We start from the raw sequence: 19,542 nt of genomic DNA, 5'->3' as shown, positions 1-19,542 counted from the left end.
GGCGCGGGCGGTGTTACGGCTGGTCGGTCGGCTCGGCGGTGAGCAGGCCCGAGTTGATCTCACGCATGGCGATGGAGAGCGGCTTCTCCTGCGGAGTGGTCTCCACCAGCGGGCCGACGTACTCCAGGAGGCCCTCACCGAGCTGGCTGTAGTAGGCGTTGACCTGACGCGCGCGCTTGGCGGCGAAGATGACAAGCGCGTACTTCGAGGTGGTCTTCTCAAGCAGCTCGTCGATCGGCGGGTTGGTGATGCCCTCGGGGTTGGTGGCGATGGATCCCACGAATTTGACCTCTGCGTCTCGCTCGGCGGCGGCCGTCGCTCAACCGCGCGGTGGCGGTCGGGCCGGTGCCAGGAATGACGAACCGAGCAATCCTACCAGCTCGGCCGCGGCACGCTCGGTCCGGTCGTGCGCCACGGCATGTGCGAACGCGGCCGCCACGAGCGGGTCGGCCCGGTACGCCGGCGGCGTGAGCAGCACCAGCCGGGCCTCCGGCACGACGGCGCGGACGGCGAGCGCGCCGGTCAGGTCCAGCGGCAGCAGCACCGGCCGGCCCTGCGCCAGGGGGGACCGCACGTGCGCCCGGGGCACCCCCCGGCGGTACGGCCCGATCCGGCACCACTCCAGCAGCTCGTCGGCGGCGATCAGCCGGTCGAAGCCGACCGGGTCGAGGAAGAGCCGGTCCACGCCGTCCCGCTCGCCCGGTCGCGGCGGTCGGGTGGTGGCGACCACCGGCACCCGCACGGACGCAAGGCGCGCCCGGACCTGCTCGACGACACTGCCCCGACCGGCCCCGGAGGGACCGGACAGGACAGTGAGCCGAGCCGCCGAGCGCGCCTCGTCATCCGTGCTCACCGCTTGTTTCTACACGGTGGTCCGCTCAGTTGGCGGCGAACTCTCCCAGCAGCGCCTTGCGCTGCTGCTCGCCGAGGCCGCGAAGGCGACGGCTGTCGGCGATCTTGAGCTTCTCCATGATCTGGGTGGCCCGGATCTTGCCGATGCCCGGCATCGCCTGGAGCACTGCCGAAACCTTCAGCTTGCCCACGACGTCGTCGGACTCGGCCCGCGCGAGGACGGTGGCGAGGGTGGTCTTGCCCTGCTTGAGCTGCTCCTTCAGCTCAGCGCGGGCCTTGCGGATCTCCGCAGCCTTCTCCAGCGCGGCAGCGCGCTGCTCGGGGGTCAGTGACGGGAGCGGCACCAGTTCTCCTCAGGTCCCTAGTACGGCGGGCGGAGCCCCACCGCAGCTGTGAAACGTGGTGTCGCTGGCAACCAAAGGGGTCCGTGGTTCCCAGCGCGGGGAAAACTAGCGGTCAACGGAGCTTTCGGCAACGTGGACGCGCGATGATCAACGTAAAGTGACCGAGCCGTCAGTCAGTCCGGCGGTGGTCAGGGCGGCCCGGCACTCGGCCAGCACCCGCTCCGCGGCGGCCCGCAGGGCGGCCGGGTCCGGCCCCGCGCCCAACACCTCCCGGGAGTACGACGGCAGCACCGACGGCAGCGCGGCGCCGAAGACGGCACGCAGCCCGGCGGGCGTGCCGCCCTGCGCGCCCAGCCCCGGCGCGAGCAGCGGACCGTTCACCCCGCCGAGGTCGTGACCGGTCTCGCCGACCGTCGCGCCGACCACCAGACCGAAGCTGCCGAGCGGCTCCGCACCCCGGTTGAGCTGGGAAATCTCGTCGATGACGACCTGCGCGACGGTGCGTCCGTCCGCCCCCACCGCGCGCTGCACGGCGGCCCCCTCCGGATTGGAGGTGAGCGCCAGGACGAAGACCCCGCCCCCGTGCGCGGCGGCCGTCTCGACCATCGGCGCGAGCGAACCTACTCCCAGGTAGGGGCTCGCGGTGATCGCGTCGACATACAGCGGGCTGGATGGATCGAGGTACGCCGAGGCGTACGCGCGGACCGTCGAGCCGATGTCTCCGCGCTTGACGTCGAGGAGAACGAGCGCACCCACATTACGCAACTGTCGGATAGTTGACTCAAGCACCGCCACGCCGCGCGAGCCGAAGCGCTCGAAGAACGCCGACTGCGGCTTGACCACCGCGACCCGGTCGCCGATGGCCTCCACCACGGTCCGGCTGAACCGCTCCAGCCCGTCGACGTCGTCGGGCAGCCCCCAGTCGGCCAGCAGACCCGGGTGCGGGTCGATTCCCACGCAGAGCGGTCCCCGCTCCGTCACGGCCCGGTGCAGGCGCGCGCCGAACGTCTCCATCGCGTCTCTCCCTCTCCCGACGGCTCCGGGCCGCCTCCGATGTCCCGCGACGGCCTTCCGTCGCGTCAGCTCGCTCCGGCCGCCCCAGCCGGCCGGTCGGCCCCCCGAACCCGCCCCCGCCGGGCTCAACCGGCCCTGACCGCCCCGATCGGGGCTCAACCGGCCCTGACCGCCCCGGTCGGGCTCAACCGGCCTTGACCGCCGCCGCCACGCCGGCGGCGATCCGTGCCACGTCCGCGGCGTCGCAGACGTACGGCGGCATGGTGTAGACGAGGTCGCGGAACGGGCGCAGCCACACCCCCTCGGCCACCGCCGCGGCGGTGGCCCGGGGCAGGTCCACCTCGTGGTCCAGTTGCACCACCCCGATCGCGCCGAGCACCCGCACGTCGGCCACCCCGGGCGTGCCGCGCAACGGCGCCAGGCCGTCCCGCAGCCCGGCGGCGATCCCCGCCACCCGCCCGGCCCAGTCGCCCGCGCGCAGCAGGCCCAGCGAGGCGTTCGCGACCGCGCAGGCGAGCGGGTTGCCCATGAACGTCGGCCCGTGCGCCAGCACGCCGCCGGCCGAGATCGCGCCGGCCACCGCCGGGGTGCAGAGCGCCGCCGCCAGCGTCAGGTAGCCGCCGGTGAGCGCCTTGCCGACGCAGAGCACGTCCGGCGTGACGCCGGCGTGCTCGGCGGCGAACATCCGCCCGGTCCGGCCGAAGCCGGTGGCGATCTCGTCGAAGATCAGCAGGATGCCGTGTGCCCGGGTCACCTCGCGCAGCACCCGCAGGTAGTGCGGATGGTGGAACCGCATCCCGCCGGCGCCCTGGACCACCGGCTCCACGATCACCGCGGCCAACTCGGCGGCGTGCCGCTCGACGGCGTCCACCAGCGCCGCCTCGTACGCCGGGTCGGGCGGGGCGTCGAAGCCGGCCGGCGGCAGCGGCGCGAACACCTGCCGGGGCAGCACGTCGCCCCAGAGGTGGTGCATGCCGCCCTCCGGGTCGCAGACGCTCATCGGATGGAACGTGTCGCCGTGGTAGCCGCCCCGCCAGGTGCCCAGCCGGCGGCGCTCCGGACGCCCCACGGCGCGCTGGTACTGGAGGGCCATCTTCACCGCGACCTCGACGCTCACCGAGCCGGAGTCGGCCAGGAAGACGTGCTCCAGGCCGTCCGGGGCCAGCTCGACCAGGGTGCGCGCCAGGCGTACCGCGGGCTCGTGGGTGAGCCCGCCGAACATCACGTGGCTCATCCGGCCGAGCTGGTCGGTCACGGCCGCGTCCAGCACCGGGTGGCGGTAGCCGTGGATCGCCGCCCACCACGACGACATCCCGTCGACCAGCTCCCGGCCGTCGGCCAGCCGCAGCCGCACTCCGGACGCGCTCTCCACCACGAGCGGCGGACCGGCCGGCGGCAACGCCGCGTACGGGTGCCACACGTGCCGCCGGTCCAGGGCGAGGATCTCCTCGGGCGTCACAGCTCCTCCTTCGCTCTCTCGCACGATCTTGCACTTTCGGCCCGCGTTACGCCCGAAATGTTCGGTTTGCTGGGGCGGGAACTGCAAGATCGCGCGGGAGATCGGGGGTCAGGGCGCGGGGGTGGGGGTGGGGGTGGGGGTGGGGGTGGGGGGTGGGGGTGGGGTGGGGGGGCGGGTCAGGGGGTGGGGTGGGTGGTGATGGCTCGGGTGAGGGCGGGGCCGCGGTAGATGAAGCCGGTGTAGAGCTGCACCAGGGCGGCGCCGGCGTCGAACATGCGGGTCGCGTCGTCCGGGTCGAGGATGCCGCCGACGCCGATCACCGGCAGTCGTCCGCCGGTCTCCCGGTGCACGAAGGCCACCACCTCGCGGGCGCGTGCGGTCAGCGGACGGCCGGACAGGCCGCCGGTCTCGGCGCCGCGCGCCCGGTCGGCCGGGGCGAGCCCGTCCCGGCCGAGCGTGGTGTTGGTGGCGATGACGCCGGCCGCGCCCCGGTCGAGGCACACCTCCAGCAGCTCCGCCACGGCCGGCTCGGTCAGGTCCGGGGCGATCTTCACCAGCACCGGTTTCTCGCCGACCAGCGCGGCGAGCAGCGCGTCCAGGTGGGACCGGTCCTGCAACGACCGTAGGCCCGGGGTGTTCGGCGAGGACACGTTGACCGCGAAGTAGTCGCCGTGGTCCTTGAGCGCCCGGTAGGAGGCGAGGTAGTCCTCGACCGCCTCGTCCAGCGGGGTCACCTTGGACTTGCCCAGCGAGATGCCCAGCGGGACGCCGAGCGGGCGCGGCAACGCCGCCAGCCGGGCGGCGAGCGCCTCGGCGCCGGCGTTGTTGAAGCCCATCCGGTTGACCACGGCCTCGCTGTCGCGCAGCCGGAACAGTCGCGGCCGGGGGTTGCCCGGTTGGGCGTGCGCGGTCACGGTGCCGACCTCGACGAAGCCGAAGCCCAGCGCCGGCCAGGCCGGCAACGCGACGCCGTTCTTGTCCATCCCGGCCGCCAGCCCGACCGGGTTCGGGAACCGCACCCCGAACACGGTGCGCGGCGCGGCCCGGAAGTACGCCCGGCGCAGCGCCGCCAGCGCCGCCGGCCGCCGCGCCAGCCCGGCGAGCCGCGCCAGCGTCCACTCGTGCGCCGCCTCCGCGTCCCCGCCCCCGAGCGCGAACAGCCGGGGCCGCACCACCTTCTCGAAGATCACCGTTCGCCCTCCGAATCGGTGACCATGAGGTTGGCGGCGACGTGGCGCTCCTCCACCGCCGCCAACCTCATGATCGACGCGGGTGTCCGGGTGGTCACTCGTTGGCCCGGAGCGCGGCGTGCAGGTCCTGGAGCGGGCGGACCTGGAGGTCGCCGTTGATGCGCGCCTCGATGCCCATCACCGCCGCCGCCGCGCCCGGAACCGTGGTGACGCACGGGATGTCCGCCGTCACGGCGGCGCTGCGGATCTCGTAGCCGTCCGAGCGGGCGCTCGCGCCCGAGCCCTGCGGCGTGTTCACCACGAGCGCGACGTCGCCGCCGAGGATCAGCGAGACCGCGTCCGCGCCCTCACCCGACTCGTAGTGCTTGCGGATCTGCTCGCAGGCGATGCCGTGCCGGCGCAGCACCTCGGCCGTGCCGGTGGTGGCGACGATCTCGAAGCCCAGGTCGGCCAGGCGCTTGATCGGGAAGATCATGCCGCGCTTGTCCCGGTTGGCCACCGAGACGAAGATCTTCCCGGCGGTGGGCAGCGACCCGTACGCGGCGGCCTGCGACTTGGCGAACGCCTGGCCGAAGCCGGTGTCGATGCCCATCACCTCGCCGGTGGAGCGCATCTCCGGGCCGAGCAGCACGTCGATGCCCTTGCCGGACGGCGTGCGGAACCGCTTGAACGGCAGCACCGCCTCCTTGACCGCGATCGGCGCGTTCGGCGGCATGGTGCCGCCGTCCCCGGTCGGCGGCAGCATCCCCTCGGCCCGCAACTGCGCGATCGTGGCGCCCAGCGCGATCCGGGCCGCCGCCTTGGCCAGCGGCACCGCCGTCGCCTTCGACACGAACGGCACGGTCCGGGAGGCGCGCGGGTTGGCCTCCAGCACGTAGAGCGTGTCGCCCTGCAACGCGTACTGGACGTTGAGCAGGCCGCGCACCCCCACCCCGCGGGCGATCTCCTCGGTGTAGCGGCGCACCTGGGTCAGGTGCGAGCCGGCCAGCGTGATCGGCGGCAGCGCGCAGGACGAGTCGCCGGAGTGGATGCCGGCCTCCTCGATGTGCTCCATCACGCCGCCCAGGTAGACGTCGCCGTCCGCGTCGACGAGCGCGTCCACGTCGATCTCGATGGCGTCGTCGAGGAAACGGTCCACCAGCACCGGGTGGTCCGGTGAGATGTCGGTGGCCCGGCCGATGTAGTCGCGCAGCGTGGCGTCGTCGTAGACGATCTCCATGCCCCGGCCGCCGAGCACGTACGACGGGCGGACCAGCACCGGGTATCCGATCTCGTCCGCGATCGCCTTCGCCTCGTCGTACGAGGTGGCCATGCCGTGCGCGGGCGCGCGCAGCCCGGCCCGGTCCAGCACCGCGCCGAACGCGCCCCGCTCCTCGGCCAGGTGGATCGACTCCGGCGAGGTGCCCACGATCGGCACCCCGGCGTCCTTGAGCCGCTGGGCGAGGCCGAGCGGGGTCTGGCCGCCGAGCTGCACGATCACCCCGACCACGCCGGGGCCGCCGGCCGCCCTGCCGGACGAGTCCTCGGCGTGCCACGCCTCCAGCACGTCCTCGAACGTCAGCGGCTCGAAGTAGAGCCGGTCGGCGGTGTCGTAGTCGGTGGACACGGTCTCCGGGTTGCAGTTGACCATGACCGTCTCGTAGTCCACCCCCCTGAGCGCCTGGACGGCGTGCACGCACGAGTAGTCGAACTCGATGCCCTGCCCGATCCGGTTCGGCCCGGAGCCGAGGATGAGCACCTTGGGCCGGGCCGAGGGCACCACCTCGGTCTCCGAGTCGTACGTCGAGTAGTGGTAGGGCGTGGTCGCCTCGAACTCGGCCGCGCAGGTGTCCACCGTCTTGTAGACCGGCCGGATCCCGAGCCGGTGGCGCAGCGTCCGGACGCCGTCCTCGGCGGCCAGCTCGGGGCGGAGCGCGGCGAGCTGCCGGTCGGACAGGCCGGCACGCTTGGCGCGACGCAGCAGCGCGGCGTCGAGCACCGGGGCGTCGACGATCTCGGCGCGCAGCTCGACCAGCGCGGCGATCTGGTCCAGGAACCACGGGTCCATGCCGCCGGACGCCTCGGCCACCTCGGCGATCGACGCGCCGAGGCGCAGCGCCCGCTCGACGGTGTAGAGCCGGCCGTCGTGCGGCATCCGCAGCGCCGTGAGGGTGTTCTCCTTCGTGGCGCCCGCCGGGTCGGGGACGGTCCAGAAGCCGGCCGCCCTGGTTTCCATCGAGCGCATCGCCTTGTTCAGCGCCTCGGTGAAGTTGCGGCCCAGGCTCATCGCCTCGCCCACCGACTTCATGGTGGTGGTCAGCTCCGGGTCGGCGCCGGGGAACTTCTCGAACGCGAACCGGGGGATCTTCACCACCACGTAGTCGAGCGTCGGCTCGAACGCGGCCGGCGTCTTGAGCGTGATGTCGTTGGGGATCTCGTCGAGCGTGTAGCCGATGGCGAGCTTCGCGGCGATCTTCGCGATCGGGAAGCCGGTCGCCTTGGACGCCAGCGCCGAGGAGCGGGACACCCGCGGGTTCATCTCGATCACGACGATCCGGCCGTCGGCCGGGTTCACCGCGAACTGGATGTTGCAGCCGCCGGTGTCCACCCCGACCTCGCGCAGCACCGCGATGCCGAGGTCGCGCAGTCGCTGGTACTCCCGGTCGGTGAGCGTCATCGACGGGGCGACGGTGACGCTGTCGCCGGTGTGCACGCCCATCGGGTCGACGTTCTCGATCGAGCAGACCACCACCACGTTGTCGTGCCGGTCCCGCATCAGTTCGAGCTCGTACTCCTTCCAGCCGAGCACGCTCTCCTCGATGAGCACCTCGTGCACCGGGCTGGCCGCCAGGCCCGCCCCGGCGATGCGTTCCAGGTCCTCGTCGGTGTGCGCCATCCCGGAGCCGAGACCGCCCATGGTGAACGACGGCCGGATGACCACCGGCAGGCCCAGGTCGGCGACGGTGTCGCGGACCTCGTCCATGGAGTGGCAGACCCGCGAGCGCGGGGTCAGCGTGGACGGGTCGTCCAGACCCAGGCGTACGCCGGCCTTGGCCACGATGTCCTTGAAGAGCTGGCGGTCCTCGCCCCGGTTGATGGCGTCGATGTTGGCGCCGATCAGCTCGACGCCGTACTTCTCCAGCACGCCCGCCTCGTGCAGCGCGACCGCGGTGTTCAGCGCGGTCTGCCCGCCCAGCGTGGGCAGCAGCGCGTCCGGGCGCTCCTTGGCGATGACCAGCTCGACGAACTCCGGGGTGATCGGCTCGACGTACGTGGCGTCGGCGAACTCCGGGTCCGTCATGATCGTGGCCGGGTTGGAGTTGACCAGGCTGACCCGGATCCCCTCGCTGCGCAGCACCCGGCAGGCCTGGGTGCCGGAGTAGTCGAACTCGCAGGCCTGTCCGATCACGATCGGCCCGGAGCCGATCACCAGGACGTGCTTCAGGTCGGTCCGCTTAGGCATGCTTGCCGCCTTCGATGAGTTCCGCGAAGCGGTCGAACAGGTAGTCCGCGTCGTGCGGGCCGGCCGCCGCCTCCGGGTGGTACTGGACGGTGAAGGCGGGCACGTCCTCGGCCCGCAGCCCCTCGACCACGTTGTCATTGAGGCAGACATGGGAGACCCGGACGCCACCGAACGCGGTGTCGACCACCTGGTCGGGGACGACCGCGCCGGAGGACACCCCGGGCACCTGGACCGCGAAGCCGTGGTTGTGGCTGGTCACCTCGACCTTGCCGGTGGCCCGGTCGAGCACCGGCTGGTTGATGCCGCGGTGGCCGTACCCCAGTTTGTAGGTGCCGAAGCCGAGCGCCCGGCCGAGGATCTGGCTGCCGAAGCAGATGCCGAACAGCGGGATCCGGCGGGTGAGCACCTCGCGGGCCAGCGCCACCGGCCCGGCGGCGGTCGCCGGGTCACCCGGGCCGGGTGAGAGGAACACCGCGTCCGCGCCGGTGGCGAGCAGGTCCTCGATCGTCGAGCCGGCCGGCAGCACGTGGGTGGTGACGCCGCGGGCGGCGAGCCGGCGCGGCACGTTGCGCTTGATGCCCAGGTCCAGCGCGGCCACCGTGAACCGGTGCTCGCCGACGGCCTCCACCACGTACGGCTTGGCGGTGGTCACCTCGGCGGACAGGTCCGCGCCGACCATCGACGGCGCGCGGCGGACCCGATCGAGCAGGGCGGCCGGGTCGTCGTCGACGCTGGAGACACCGACCCGCATCGCGCCGCGTTCGCGCAGGTGCCGGGTGAGCGCCCGGGTGTCGATCCCGCTGATCCCGACCACGCCCTCGGCGGCGAGCCGGTCCTCCAGCCCACCGGTGGCGCGCCAGTTCGAGCCGATCCGGGCCGGGTCGCGCACCACGTACCCGGCCACCCAGATCCGGCCGGACTCGTCGTCCTCGCCGTTGACGCCGGTGTTGCCGATGTGCGGCGCGGTCTGCACCACCACCTGACGGTGGTAGGAGGGGTCCGTGAGCGTCTCCTGGTAGCCGGTCATGCCGGTGTTGAAGACCGCCTCACCGAAGGTCTCCCCGACGCTGCCGTACGCCTCGCCGTGGAACGTGCGCCCGTCCTCCAGGACGAGGATCGCGCTTCTCCGCCTACTGCTCACTGCGCCCGCCTTCCGTTCGCGACTGCGGGACTCCGCTGCGCTGCGTTCCTCGCGCTCACTTGACAGCCTTTCCGTCCAGGACCGTCGGCTCGCCGCGCAGGAAGGTCGCCACGATGCGACCCGGCAGCGTCATGCGGGCGTACGGGGTGTTGCGACTGCGACTGGCCAGCTCGGCGGGCTCGATCACGCGCCGGGCCGCCGGGTCGACCAGGGTCAGGTTGGCCGGCACGCCGGGGGCCGGATCGAGGCCGTGCCCGGCCAGCCCGGCGATCCGGGCCGGGACCCGCGACATGCGCTCGGCGATCAGGTCCCACCGCGGGCCGAGCACGTCGAGCGCGATGGAGAGCGCGGTCTCCAGGCCGAGCATGCCCGGCCGGGCGTACGCCCACTCGCACTCCTTGTCCTCCACGGCGTGCGGCGCGTGGTCGGTGGCGATGATGTCGATCACGCCCTCGGCCAGCGCGGTGCGCAGCGCGGCGACGTCGGCGGCGGTGCGCAGCGGCGGGTTGACCTTGAAGACCGGGTCGTAGCTCTCCGCACGTTCGTCGGTCAGCAGCAGGTGGTGCGGGGTCACCTCGGCGGTCACCCGCACGCCGCGCGCCTTGGCCTGGCGCAGCACCTCGACGCTGCCGGCGGTGGAGACGTGGCAGACGTGTAGCCGGCTGCCCACGTGCTCGGCGAGCAGCACGTCCCGGGCGATGATCGCCTCCTCGGCCACGGCCGGCCATCCGGTCAGGCCGAGGCGGGTGGAGACCTCACCCTCGTGCATCTGCGCGCCCTCGGTGAGGCGGGGCTCCTCGGCGTGCTGGGCGATCACCCCGTCGAACGCCTTGACGTACTCCAGCGCGCGGCGCATCAGCCGCGGGTCGGCGACGCAGTGCCCGTCGTCGGAGAAGATCCGCACCCGGGCCGCGGAGTCGGCCATCGCGCCCAGCTCGGCCAGCCGCTCGCCGGCCAGCCCGACGGTGACCGCGCCGATCGGCTGCACGTCGACCAGGCCGGCCTCCCGGCCCAGCCGCCAGACCTGCTCGACCACGCCGGCGGTGTCCGCGACCGGCGAGGTGTTCGCCATCGCGCAGACCGCCGTGTAGCCGCCGAGCGCCGCCGCCCGGGAGCCGGACTCGACCGTCTCGGCGTCCTCCCGGCCGGGTTCGCGCAGGTGGGTGTGCAGGTCGACCAGGCCGGGCAGCGCGACCAGGCCGGTCGCGTCGACGACGGTGGCGTCGTCCGCGGCGAGCCCCTGGCCCGTCCCGGCCACCACGCCGTCGCGGATGAGCAGGTCGGTCGGCTCGCCGCCGACGACGCTGACGTTGGTGATGAGGTACGCGGTCACCGGTTGTTCCCTCCGAGCAGCAGGTAGAGGACGGCCATCCGCACGGAGACCCCGTTGGCGACCTGTTCGACGATGGTGGAGCGGGGTGAGTCGGCGACCTCGGGCGTGATCTCCATCCCCCGGTTCATCGGGCCGGGGTGCATGACGATCGCGTGCTCGGGCAGCCGGCGCATGCGTGGCCCGTCCAGCCCGTAGCGCCGGGCGTACTCGCGGGCCGACGGGAAGTAGGAGTCGCTCATCCGCTCCCGCTGCACCCGCAGCATCATCACCACGTCCACACCGGGTGCAACGGTGTCGAGGTCGTAGGAGACGCCGATGCCGGGGGCGAGCGCGGTCGCGATGTCGACCGGGATGAGCGTCGGCGGGCCGACCAGCGTGACCTTGGCGCCGAGCGTGGTGAGCAGCAGCACGTTGGAGCGGGCCACCCGGGAGTGCAGCACGTCGCCGACGATCGCCACGTGCAGGCCGGCGAGCCGGCCCAGCCGGGACCGCATGGTGTACGCGTCCAGCAGCGCCTGGGTGGGGTGCTCGTGGGTGCCGTCGCCGGCGTTGACCACCGACCCGTCCACCCAGTCGGCCAGCCGGTGCGGCGCGCCGGAGGCGGGGTGCCGGACCACCACCGCGTCGGCGCCCATCGCCTGGAGGGTGAGCGCGGTGTCCTTCAGGCTCTCGCCCTTGGCCACGCTGGAGCCCTTGGCGGAAAAGTTGATCACGTCGGCGCTGAGCCGCTTGGCGGCGGCCTCGAACGAGATCCGGGTCCGGGTGGAGTCCTCGTAGAACAGGTTGACCACGGTGCGCCCGCGCAGCGCGGGCAGCTTCTTGACCTCCCGGCCGGCCACGGTCGCCATCTCGGCGGCGGTGTCCAGGACCAGGGTGGCGGTGTCGGCGTCCAGGTCGGCGCCGGAGAGCAGGTGCCGGATCATCGAGCTGGCCCTTCGTTCGCGACTGCGGGGCTCCGCTCCGCTGCGCTCCTCGCGCTCACCGGGAATCCCCTCCGTACAGCCGTACCTCGTCGGCGCCGTCGGTCTCGGCGAGGGTGACCTTGACGTTCTCGGCCAACGCGGTGGGGATGTTCTTGCCCACGTAGTCGGCGCGGATCGGCAGTTGGCGGTGGCCGCGGTCGACCAGGACGGCGAGTTGCACGGAGGCCGGGCGGCCGACGTCGCTGAGCGCGTCCAGCGCGGCCCGCACGGTGCGGCCGGAGAAGAGCACGTCGTCGACGAGCACGACCCGCCGACCGTCGATCCCACCCGGCGGCAGGTCGGTCGGGCCGACCGCGCGGGTGGCGTGCCGGCGCAGGTCGTCGCGGTAGAGAGTGATGTCGAGCACGCCCACCGGAACGGTCACGTCCTCGAACGTGCTGATCCGGGCCGCGAGGCGGCGGGCCAGGGGCACACCCCGGGTGGGGATGCCGAGCAGCACGGTGTCGGCGGCGCCCTGGGTCTTCTCCAGGATCTGGTGGGCGATGCGGTCGACCACCCGCGAGACGTCGGCTGCGGCGAGGATCACCTTCACCGAGGGTTGTCGCGGCGGCGACGAATGGGCAGCCGGTGGGTAGGCCACGGCGGACCTCCTTCCCCGCCTCACGGGACGGGTCGTTAAAGGACGTCTATCGACTCCGGCGGGCCCGCGCGGGGCCCGGACCGGGGCTCCATGCCACGTTACCAGCGGTCACCGGCCCCGCTGCCGCCGGTCCTGACCTGCCGGTCAGCCCGGCGAAATGTGGACAAGCCACACCGGCCTGTCGAACGTCCCCGACACCACCACTTGACCAGTTGTCGCAATCCCCGTACCGTCACGCTCCGTAGCGATAGCTGGGAGAACCCCGAGCAGCACTGGGAGTGTCCGAATGCCCTCTGAATACGCCAAGTCGCTGGGCGCCCGCCTGCGCTCCATCCGCCAGCAGCAGGGCCTGTCCCTGCAGGGGGTGGAGGAGAAGTCGAACGGGCGGTGGAAGGCCGTGGTGGTCGGCTCGTACGAGCGCGGCGACCGCGCCGTCACCGTGTCCCGCCTGGCGGAGCTGGCCGACTTCTACCGCGTTCCCGTCTCGGAGCTGCTGCCCGACGGCAGCGGGGTGCGTCACGAGCCCACCAGCAAGATCGTGCTGGACCTGGAGCGGCTCTACGACGAGGCCTCCGAGGACCTGGCCTACGTCGCCCGGTACGCCCGCGCCATCCAGCAGCAGCGCGGCGACTACAACGGCCGGGTGCTCTCCATCCGCGCCGACGACCTGCGGGCCCTCGCGATCGTCTACGACGCCTCACCGTCGGGCCTGATCGAGCGGCTCACCGAGCACGGTGTGCTGGTCGCCGACCCGCGGGCGTTCTTCGCCTCCTGACCCCCTGAGCCACGCACCACGAAGGGCCCGTGCCGGACGGCACGGGCCCTTCGTCGTCACCAGGTGCGGAGCCTCAGCGGCTGGCGTACTCGGCGATCCGGCCGAGAATGCCGTTGAGGAAGCGGGGCGAGTCGTCGGTCGACATCTGCCGGGCCAGCTCGACGGCCTCGCTGATCGCCACCGCGTCGTCGATCTCGTCGACGTAGAGCAACTCGTACACGGCGATCCGGGCCAGGTTGCGGTCGACCACCGGCATCCGCTCCAGCGTCCACCCCTCGGCGTAGCTGGCGATGATCTCGTCGATCCGGTCGAGGTGCGCCGCGACGCCCTCGACCAGCCCGACCGCGTAGCCGAGGTGGTCGGGGCGGGGCTGCTCGATCCGCTCCAGGTAGCCGGCGAGCACCTCGACCGGGGGCCGGTCCCGCAGGTCGGCCTCGAAGAGCACGTCCAGCGCCCGCTTGCGCGCCTTGCGGCGCGCCGGCATCTGCTGCTTCGGACCCTCAGCCATCAGGCTCGGCCGAGGTAACGGCCGTCGCGGGTGTCGACCTTGATCTTCTCGCCGGTGGTGATGAACAGCGGCACCTGGACGGTGGCGCCGGTCTCGACCGTGGCCGGCTTGTTGCCGCCGGTGGACCGGTCGCCCTGCAGGCCCGGCTCGGTGTAGGTGACCTCGAGCACGACCGAGGTCGGCAGCTCGATGTAGAGCGGGACGCCCTCGTGGGTGGCGACGGTCGCCTCGGCCTCCGGGAGGAGGTAGTTGGCGGCCTCGCCGACGGTGCCGCCCATCACGGTGATCTGGTCGAACGTCTCCAGATCCATGAAGACGTAGTCTTCGCCGTCGGCGTACAGGTACTGCATGGTGCGCTTGTCGACGGTGGCGGTCTCGACCTTGGTGCCCGCGTTGAAGGTCTTGTCGACCACCTTGCCGGACAGCACGTTCTTCAGCGTGGTACGCACGAACGCACCACCCTTACCGGGCTTGACGTGCTGGAACTCGACGACGGCCCACAGCTCGCCGTCCAGGTTGAGTACCAGGCCGTTCTTCAGGTCGTTGGTGGAGGCCATTTCCTGCCTTGATCATCAATTGGCGGACAGACCTGCAAAGTCTACTCGCTGTGTCGAATCGGACTCGCACGCTGCGCCAGATGGTGCAGCGCCAGGCGGTAGCCGTCCACGCCCAGGCCGCAGATCACGCCGGTGGCCACCGCCGAGACCACCGAACGGTGCCGGAACTCCTCCCGGGCGTGGATGTTGGAGATGTGCACCTCGACCAGCGGGCCACGCACCATGGCGCAGGCGTCCCTGACCGCTATCGAATAGTGCGACCAGGCGGCCGGGTTCAACACCACCGCCGCCTCCTCGTCCGCCGCCTGGTGCAGCCAGCCCAGCAGCTCGTGCTCGGCGTCGGTCTGCCGCACCACCACGTCCAGCCCCAGCTCCCGCCCGGTCCGCTCGCACAGGGCGACCAGGTCGGCGTAGCTGGTCACGCCGTACACGTCGACCTGGCGGGTGCCGAGCCGGCCCAGGTTCGGCCCGTTCAGCACGTACACCCTCACGAGCTGATCTCCCGGTAGGCCGCGGCCAGCAGCTCGTCCGGCGGGGCCTCCAGGATGGCCGGGCGGGCCAGGCCGTCCAGCACCACGAAGCGCAGCCGGCTCCCCCGGGCCTTCTTGTCCACCCGCATCGCGGCGAGCAGCTCCGGCCAGGCGTCCGCGCGGTAGCCGGTGGGCAGGCCGAGCGCGGTCAACACGTCCCGGTGCCGGCGCGCGGTGGCCTCGTCGAGCCGGCCGGCGAGCCGCGCGAGGGTGGCGGCGTAGACCAGCCCGACGGCGACCGCGTGACCGTGCCGCCAGCGGTACCCCTCCGCCTTCTCGATCGCGTGGGCGAGCGTGTGCCCGTAGTTGAGCACCTCGCGGACCCCGGACTCGCGCAGGTCACCGCCGACCACGTCGGCCTTGACCCGCACCGCCCGCTCGACCAGCTCCCGGACCACCGGGCCGGTCGGGTCCAGCGCGGCCGTCCGGTCCCGCTCGACCAGGTCGAGGATCACCGGGTCGGCGATGAAGCCGCACTTGACCACCTCGGCCATCCCGGCGGCCAGGTCGGCCGGGGGCAGCGCGTCCAGCGTCGCGAGGTCGCAGAGCACGCCGGCCGGCGGGTGGAACGCGCCGACCAGGTTCTTGCCGGCGGCCGTGTTGATCCCGGTCTTGCCGCCGACCGCCGCGTCGACCATGCCGAGCAGCGAGGTCGCCACCGGCACCCAGCGCACCCCGCGCAGCCAACTGGCCGCGACGAAGCCGGCCAGGTCGGTCACCGCGCCGCCGCCCACCCCGACCACCGCGTCGGTCCGGGTGAAACCGGCCGCGCCGAGCCGGTCCCAGCAGGCCGCGGCCACGTCGACGTGCTTGCCCGCCTCGGCGTCCGGCACCTCCACCAGCAGCGGCGTGACACCGTCGGCGCGGGCCCGCTCGGCGAGCCGCTCGGCCAACGCCTTGAGCGGCGGAGCGTACAGGTAGGCCACCCGCTCCGCGCCGGGCAGCAGCTCGGGCGGCGGGTCGAGCAGGTCGCGTCCCACCAGCACGTCGTACGGCCGTTCGCCGCCGACCGGGATCCGGGTCACCTCGTCCATCGCCGGCAGCCTAGTCCAGCGCCCGCCCCCGGCGCGGCGACTGTCCACTCCGTGGGGCGTTTGTCCGGCCCCACCCCGGGTAGGGCGGCGGGATGAGCATCCGCCTTCCCGCCACGATCCTCGGCGTCGGCCTCGGTGGCTTCGTCGACGGCATCGCGTTGCACCAGGTCCTCCAGTGGCACCACATGCTCAGCAGCACCGCGACCGACCGGGTGGGGATCCGGGACTACCCGGTCGACACCGTGCCCGGCCTCCAGATGAACACGCTGTGGGACGGCCTGTTCCACGTCGTCACCTGGGTGGCGGTGCTGACCGGGCTGGCCCTGCTCTACTCCCGGGTGACCCGGTCCCGAGGCCGGCTCTGGCGCTCCCCCATGCTCTGGGGCTGGGTGCTCGTCGGCTGGGGCCTGTTCAACCTGGTGGAGGGCGTCGTCGACCACCACCTGCTCGGCATCCACCACGTCCGTGGCGGCCCGTACCAGACCTGGTGGGATCTCGGTTTCCTGGCGCTCGGCGTACTCCTGGTCGCGGTCGGCTGGGCGATCCAGCGGCGGGCCGCCGCGATCGACCTGTGCGCGCCGCGGACGCGGTGAGCCACGCCGGGCACGCCGGCGGCTTCCCGGCGACCGCGCTGCTCCCGGCGGTCATGTTCTGGGCCTACCTGGCCGCCGCGCTGCGGCTGCGCGACCCGGGCGGCCCCGGCTGGGCGCACCGGCGGACCGTCAGCTTCGGGCTGGGCACGCTGCTCGTGGCGGCGGGGCTGCTCGCGCCCGGCGACGACTTCGTCCGGCACATGTGGCAGCACCTGCTGATCGGCATGCTGGCGCCGCTGGCGCTGGTGCTCGGCGCGCCGGTCACCCTGCTGCTGCGCACCCTGGACCGGCGCACCGCACGACGGCTGGTCCACCTGCTGCGGCACCCGGCCGCGCGGGTGCTCGGTCACCCGGTGACCGGCCTGCTGCTCACCGCCGGCGGGCTGTGGCTGCTCTACCTCACCCCGCTGTACCGGGCGACGCTGGAGAACCCGCTGCTGCACACGCTGGTACAGGCGCACTTCCTGCTCAGCGGCTTCCTGTTCGCCTGGTCCGTCGCCGGGCGGGACCCCGGCCCGCACCGCCCCCGGGTGCCGGTACGCCTCGTGGTGCTCGGCGCCGGCGTCGCCGCCCACGCCACGATCGCCCAACTGCTCTACGCCGGCGTGCTCGTCGACGTGCCGGCCACCGGCGCCGAGCTGCGGGCCGGCGCCACGCTCATGTACTACCTCGGTGACCTGGCCGAGATCGCCCTCGCGCTCGCGTTGCTCGCCACCTGGCGGCCGGAGCGCCCCGCCGGCCGTCCGGCCACCCGGCCCGCCGCCGCGCCGGTCAGGGCTTGAGCAGGGCGGCGATCTCGGCGGCCAGCTCCTCCGGCGCGCGGCCGTCGGTCACCACGGTCGCGGTCGCCACCTCGGCGTACAGCGGGCGGCGCTGATCCAGCAGGAACTTGAGGGTGGCCCGCGGGTTCAACGCCAACAGCGGCCGGCCGGCGCCCAGCCCGACCCGCCGGATCGCGTCCGACAGCTCCACCGACAGGTGCACCACCGTGTGGCCGATCAGCGCGGCCCGGTTCTCCTCGGCCAGGACCGCGCCGCCGCCGAGCGCGAGCACACCGGCGTGCGAGGCCAGCGCCGCCGCCACGGCGGCCCGCTCCAGCGTACGGAAGTGGTCCTCGCCCTCGTCGACGAAGATCTCCGGGATCGGCTTGCCGGCCAGGCGCTCGATGTCCGTGTCGGTGTCCCGGAAGTCGACGCCGAGCGCGGCGGCGAGCGCCGTGCCCACCGTGGTCTTGCCGGAGCCGGGCGCCCCGACCAGCACGCAGACCGGCCGGGTGCTCACTGTGCCGGCCCTCCGTTCGCGACTGCGGGACTCCGCTGCGCTGCGTTCCTCGCGCTCACCGAACAACCAGGCTGTCGAGGTAGCTCGCCAGGTTGCGGCGCATCTCGGCGACCGAGTCGCCGCCGAACTTCTCCACCGCGGCCTCGGCCAGCACGAGCGCCACCATGGCCTCGGCGACCACCGCCGCCGCCGGCACCGCGCACACGTCGGAGCGCTGGTTGATCGCGGTGGCCGGCTCGCCGGTGGTCACGTCGATCGTCGCGAGCGCGCGGTTCAGCGAAGAGATCGGCTTCATCGCCGCCTTCACCCGCAGCGGCTCGCCGGTGGTGATGCCGCCCTCCAGGCCGCCGGCCCGGTCGGTGACCCGACGCACGCCGGTGGCGGTGGGGATGATCTCGTCGTGCGCCTCCGAGCCACGGGAACGCGCCTGCTGCCACCCGTCGCCGATCTCGACACCCTTGATCGCCTGGATCGACATCAGCGCGGTGGCCAGCCGGGCGTCGAGCTTGCGGTCCCACTGCACGTGACTGCCCAGGCCCGGCGGCACGCCGTACGCGAGCACCTCGACCACGCCGCCGAGCGTGTCGGCGTCCTTCTTCGCGGCGTCGACCTCGGCGACCATCCGGGCGCTCGCCTCGGCGTCGAGGCAGCGCAGCGGGTCCGCGTCGATCCGCGCCGCGTCCTCCGGAGTCGGGCGCAGGCCCGGCTTGGCGACCACCGGGCCCAGCTCCACCACGTGCGAGACGATCTCCACGCCGAGCGCCTGCCGCACCAGCGCCTTGGCGACCGTGCCGACGGCGACCCGGGCGGCGGTCTCCCGGGCGCTGGCCCGCTCCAGGATCGGCCGGGCGTCGGTGTGGCCGTACTTCTGCATCCCGGCCAGGTCGGCGTGGCCCGGTCGGGGGCGGGTCAGCGGCGCGTTGCGGGCCTGCGCGGCCAGCTCCGCCGGGTCGACCGGGTCGGCGGCCATCACCGTCTGCCACTTGGGCCACTCGGAGTTGCCCACCCGGATCGCCACCGGACTGCCCAGCGTCACGCCGTGCCGGAGCCCGCCGATGATCTCGATCTCGTCCTGCTCGAACGCCATTCGGGCACCCCGACCGTAGCCGAGCCGGCGGCGGGCCAGCTCGCCGCCGATCTCGGTGGTGGTCACCTCGATGCCGGCGGGCACCCCCTCCATCAGCGCGACGAGGGCGGGTCCGTGCGATTCACCTGCAGTCAGCCAGCGCAACACAGCGGCCAGTGTGTCACGCGTCGGGGCCCCACCGATGCGCTGCCCACCACGTCCCGCTCTGCGGACACCCGCGTTCGACGCCGAGCGCCGCACCGATCCTGGGTGGGCGTCGACCGACGCCCACCCAGGATCTGGTGTCACCTATCCGTGTACCGCGGACCCGTCAGCCATCAATGATCTTGATGGCCCCCGCGGGATTGAGACCGATCCAGATCTCGACCACCTCCCGGTCGACGTCCCGGAGATAGACGTCGCCCTTCACCTCCCTCGGATGATGCGGTGAGCGCCGCAGGTTCAGAGCGAGCCTTCCGGCCAGCACCACGACCGCCAGCACGAGCGCCACCAGCAGTGTCACCACCATGTGCCGCGCGTCGTCGCGCACCGAGTCGACGACGTACGCGACGACGAGCAGAACCGCCGCGACGAGCACCGCCGGGAACACCCTGCGCCGCCAGATGGTCTCCGTCCGGCAGGTCCGGGTGAACCGCTCGGCCGCAGCCACACCCACCGGGAGGCTGACCACGGACCGACTCAACCCGTACCGGCCCAGGCAGCAGACGCGCGCCACGGTGGCCGCCTCACTGCCGTCGATGATCGATCTCGGCGCGGGCGCCAGCTCACCGGCCGTTCGGCCGGCCAACCAGACGTCGACCCGTGGTTTCATCCGCCTGCCTCTCCAAACTCCACTGTCG

Annotated in this window: 21 protein-coding genes; 3 read left to right on the top strand and 18 right to left on the bottom strand. The window is 73.0% G+C overall.

Annotated features, from left to right (window positions below; genetic code table 11):
• Window positions 1-13: 13 nt before the first annotated feature.
• From rpoZ to pyrR, 11 genes are all read right to left on the bottom strand, one after another.
• The gene (gene rpoZ / locus ACZ6O5_RS17835; protein ID WP_025617742.1) at window positions 14-280 is read right to left on the bottom strand and encodes a DNA-directed RNA polymerase subunit omega; all 267 of its coding nucleotides are present in this window, start codon (window positions 278-280) and stop codon (window positions 14-16) included.
• A 39-nt stretch (window positions 281-319) separates the two neighbouring features.
• Complete coding sequence (locus ACZ6O5_RS17830) at window positions 320-853, bottom strand: nucleoside/nucleotide kinase family protein (protein ID WP_465978383.1); 534 nt, start codon at window positions 851-853, stop codon at window positions 320-322.
• Window positions 854-878: 25 nt separating this feature from the next.
• Window positions 879-1,196 carry an integration host factor, actinobacterial type gene (gene mihF, locus ACZ6O5_RS17825; RefSeq protein ID WP_018785079.1) on the bottom strand — a complete coding sequence of 106 codons (318 nt, stop codon included), beginning with the start codon at window positions 1,194-1,196 and terminating at the stop codon, window positions 879-881.
• Window positions 1,197-1,343: 147 nt separating this feature from the next.
• Entirely contained in the window at window positions 1,344-2,210 is an 867-nt protein-coding gene (pyrF, locus tag ACZ6O5_RS17820; RefSeq protein ID WP_465978380.1) for an orotidine-5'-phosphate decarboxylase, read from the bottom strand.
• Between the two features lie 184 nt (window positions 2,211-2,394).
• Window positions 2,395-3,669, bottom strand: coding sequence for an adenosylmethionine--8-amino-7-oxononanoate transaminase (locus ACZ6O5_RS17815; protein WP_465978378.1), 1,275 nt, complete (start codon window positions 3,667-3,669; stop codon window positions 2,395-2,397).
• 176 nt (window positions 3,670-3,845) lie between these two features.
• On the bottom strand, window positions 3,846-4,859 hold the full coding sequence (locus ACZ6O5_RS17810) for a quinone-dependent dihydroorotate dehydrogenase (protein WP_465978376.1): 1,014 nt from the start codon (window positions 4,857-4,859) through the stop codon (window positions 3,846-3,848).
• 94 nt (window positions 4,860-4,953) lie between these two features.
• Window positions 4,954-8,301 (bottom strand): carbamoyl-phosphate synthase large subunit, encoded by a 3,348-nt coding sequence (gene carB / locus ACZ6O5_RS17805; protein ID WP_465978374.1) that lies wholly within the window; start codon window positions 8,299-8,301, stop codon window positions 4,954-4,956.
• Window positions 8,294-9,442, bottom strand: coding sequence for a glutamine-hydrolyzing carbamoyl-phosphate synthase small subunit (gene carA, locus ACZ6O5_RS17800; protein ID WP_465978372.1), 1,149 nt, complete (start codon window positions 9,440-9,442; stop codon window positions 8,294-8,296). The genes carB and carA overlap by 8 nt, the downstream gene beginning before the upstream one ends.
• 55 nt (window positions 9,443-9,497) lie before the next feature.
• A complete protein-coding gene (locus tag ACZ6O5_RS17795; RefSeq protein WP_465978370.1) occupies window positions 9,498-10,775 on the bottom strand; it encodes a dihydroorotase in 1,278 nt (425 codons plus the stop codon).
• Window positions 10,772-11,698: an aspartate carbamoyltransferase catalytic subunit gene (locus tag ACZ6O5_RS17790; protein ID WP_465978368.1), complete on the bottom strand. Its 927-nt coding sequence runs from the start codon at window positions 11,696-11,698 to the stop codon at window positions 10,772-10,774. The genes ACZ6O5_RS17795 and ACZ6O5_RS17790 overlap by 4 nt, the downstream gene beginning before the upstream one ends.
• 55 nt (window positions 11,699-11,753) lie before the next feature.
• Window positions 11,754-12,338, bottom strand: coding sequence for a bifunctional pyr operon transcriptional regulator/uracil phosphoribosyltransferase PyrR (gene pyrR / locus ACZ6O5_RS17785; RefSeq protein ID WP_281939725.1), 585 nt, complete (start codon window positions 12,336-12,338; stop codon window positions 11,754-11,756).
• A gap of 286 nt (window positions 12,339-12,624) precedes the next feature.
• Here pyrR and bldD point away from each other — a divergent pair, with 286 nt between their 5' ends.
• The gene (gene bldD / locus ACZ6O5_RS17780; RefSeq protein WP_013285505.1) at window positions 12,625-13,113 is read left to right on the top strand and encodes a transcriptional regulator BldD; all 489 of its coding nucleotides are present in this window, start codon (window positions 12,625-12,627) and stop codon (window positions 13,111-13,113) included.
• A 73-nt stretch (window positions 13,114-13,186) separates the two neighbouring features.
• On the opposite strand, the gene nusB is transcribed toward bldD, so the two are convergent.
• The 4 genes from nusB to aroB are packed head-to-tail and all read right to left on the bottom strand — an operon-like array spanning window position 13,187 to window position 15,742.
• Window positions 13,187-13,597 (bottom strand): transcription antitermination factor NusB, encoded by a 411-nt coding sequence (gene nusB, locus ACZ6O5_RS17775; RefSeq protein WP_405094207.1) that lies wholly within the window; start codon window positions 13,595-13,597, stop codon window positions 13,187-13,189.
• Between the two features lie 23 nt (window positions 13,598-13,620).
• Window positions 13,621-14,178, bottom strand: coding sequence for an elongation factor P (gene efp, locus ACZ6O5_RS17770; RefSeq protein ID WP_107160036.1), 558 nt, complete (start codon window positions 14,176-14,178; stop codon window positions 13,621-13,623).
• A 41-nt stretch (window positions 14,179-14,219) separates the two neighbouring features.
• Entirely contained in the window at window positions 14,220-14,669 is a 450-nt protein-coding gene (aroQ, locus tag ACZ6O5_RS17765; protein WP_465978366.1) for a type II 3-dehydroquinate dehydratase, read from the bottom strand.
• Window positions 14,666-15,742, bottom strand: a complete 1,077-nt coding sequence (gene aroB, locus ACZ6O5_RS17760; protein ID WP_465978364.1) for a 3-dehydroquinate synthase — start codon at window positions 15,740-15,742, stop codon at window positions 14,666-14,668. Before aroB ends, aroQ begins: the two co-directional genes overlap by 4 nt.
• A gap of 92 nt (window positions 15,743-15,834) precedes the next feature.
• Between aroB and ACZ6O5_RS17755 the strand changes: the two genes are divergently transcribed.
• Both ACZ6O5_RS17755 and ACZ6O5_RS17750 read left to right on the top strand, forming a co-directional pair.
• Window positions 15,835-16,335, top strand: a complete 501-nt coding sequence (locus ACZ6O5_RS17755) for a DUF2243 domain-containing protein (protein ID WP_465978362.1) — start codon at window positions 15,835-15,837, stop codon at window positions 16,333-16,335.
• On the top strand, window positions 16,314-17,117 hold the full coding sequence (locus tag ACZ6O5_RS17750) for a cytochrome c oxidase assembly protein (RefSeq protein ID WP_465978360.1): 804 nt from the start codon (window positions 16,314-16,316) through the stop codon (window positions 17,115-17,117). Before ACZ6O5_RS17755 ends, ACZ6O5_RS17750 begins: the two co-directional genes overlap by 22 nt.
• On the opposite strand, the gene ACZ6O5_RS17745 is transcribed toward ACZ6O5_RS17750, so the two are convergent.
• The 3 genes from ACZ6O5_RS17745 to ACZ6O5_RS17735 form a co-directional block, all read right to left on the bottom strand.
• The gene (locus ACZ6O5_RS17745) at window positions 17,107-17,616 is read right to left on the bottom strand and encodes a shikimate kinase (RefSeq protein WP_465978358.1); all 510 of its coding nucleotides are present in this window, start codon (window positions 17,614-17,616) and stop codon (window positions 17,107-17,109) included. The two genes, ACZ6O5_RS17750 and ACZ6O5_RS17745, sit on opposite strands and share 11 nt — an antisense overlap.
• 55 nt (window positions 17,617-17,671) lie before the next feature.
• Entirely contained in the window at window positions 17,672-18,850 is a 1,179-nt protein-coding gene (gene aroC / locus ACZ6O5_RS17740; RefSeq protein WP_465978356.1) for a chorismate synthase, read from the bottom strand.
• Between the two features lie 163 nt (window positions 18,851-19,013).
• Window positions 19,014-19,514: a hypothetical protein gene (locus tag ACZ6O5_RS17735; RefSeq protein WP_465978354.1), complete on the bottom strand. Its 501-nt coding sequence runs from the start codon at window positions 19,512-19,514 to the stop codon at window positions 19,014-19,016.
• Window positions 19,515-19,542: the final 28 nt, after the last annotated feature.

Source organism: Micromonospora sp. NPDC049201, assembly GCF_055586805.1.
The sequence above is the reverse complement of the archived record's forward strand: the minus strand, read 5'-3'. Positions and strand labels throughout refer to the sequence as shown.

What these genes read in the sequence shown, in the direction of transcription:
- ACZ6O5_RS17790 (WP_465978368.1), bottom strand. Translation starts at nt 11,698, where the DNA reads ATGATCCGGCACCTGCTCTCCGGCGCCGACCTGGACGCCGACACCGCC.
- pyrF (WP_465978380.1), bottom strand. Translation starts at nt 2,210, where the DNA reads ATGGAGACGTTCGGCGCGCGCCTGCACCGGGCCGTGACGGAGCGGGGA.
- efp (WP_107160036.1), bottom strand. Translation starts at nt 14,178, where the DNA reads ATGGCCTCCACCAACGACCTGAAGAACGGCCTGGTACTCAACCTGGAC.
- aroB (WP_465978364.1), bottom strand. Translation starts at nt 15,742, where the DNA reads ATGGACGAGGTGACCCGGATCCCGGTCGGCGGCGAACGGCCGTACGAC.
- nusB (WP_405094207.1), bottom strand. Translation starts at nt 13,597, where the DNA reads ATGCCGGCGCGCCGCAAGGCGCGCAAGCGGGCGCTGGACGTGCTCTTC.
- carB (WP_465978374.1), bottom strand. Translation starts at nt 8,301, where the DNA reads ATGCCTAAGCGGACCGACCTGAAGCACGTCCTGGTGATCGGCTCCGGG.
- ACZ6O5_RS17755 (WP_465978362.1), top strand. Translation starts at nt 15,835, where the DNA reads ATGAGCATCCGCCTTCCCGCCACGATCCTCGGCGTCGGCCTCGGTGGC.
- ACZ6O5_RS17735 (WP_465978354.1), bottom strand. Translation starts at nt 19,514, where the DNA reads ATGAAACCACGGGTCGACGTCTGGTTGGCCGGCCGAACGGCCGGTGAG.
- bldD (WP_013285505.1), top strand. Translation starts at nt 12,625, where the DNA reads ATGCCCTCTGAATACGCCAAGTCGCTGGGCGCCCGCCTGCGCTCCATC.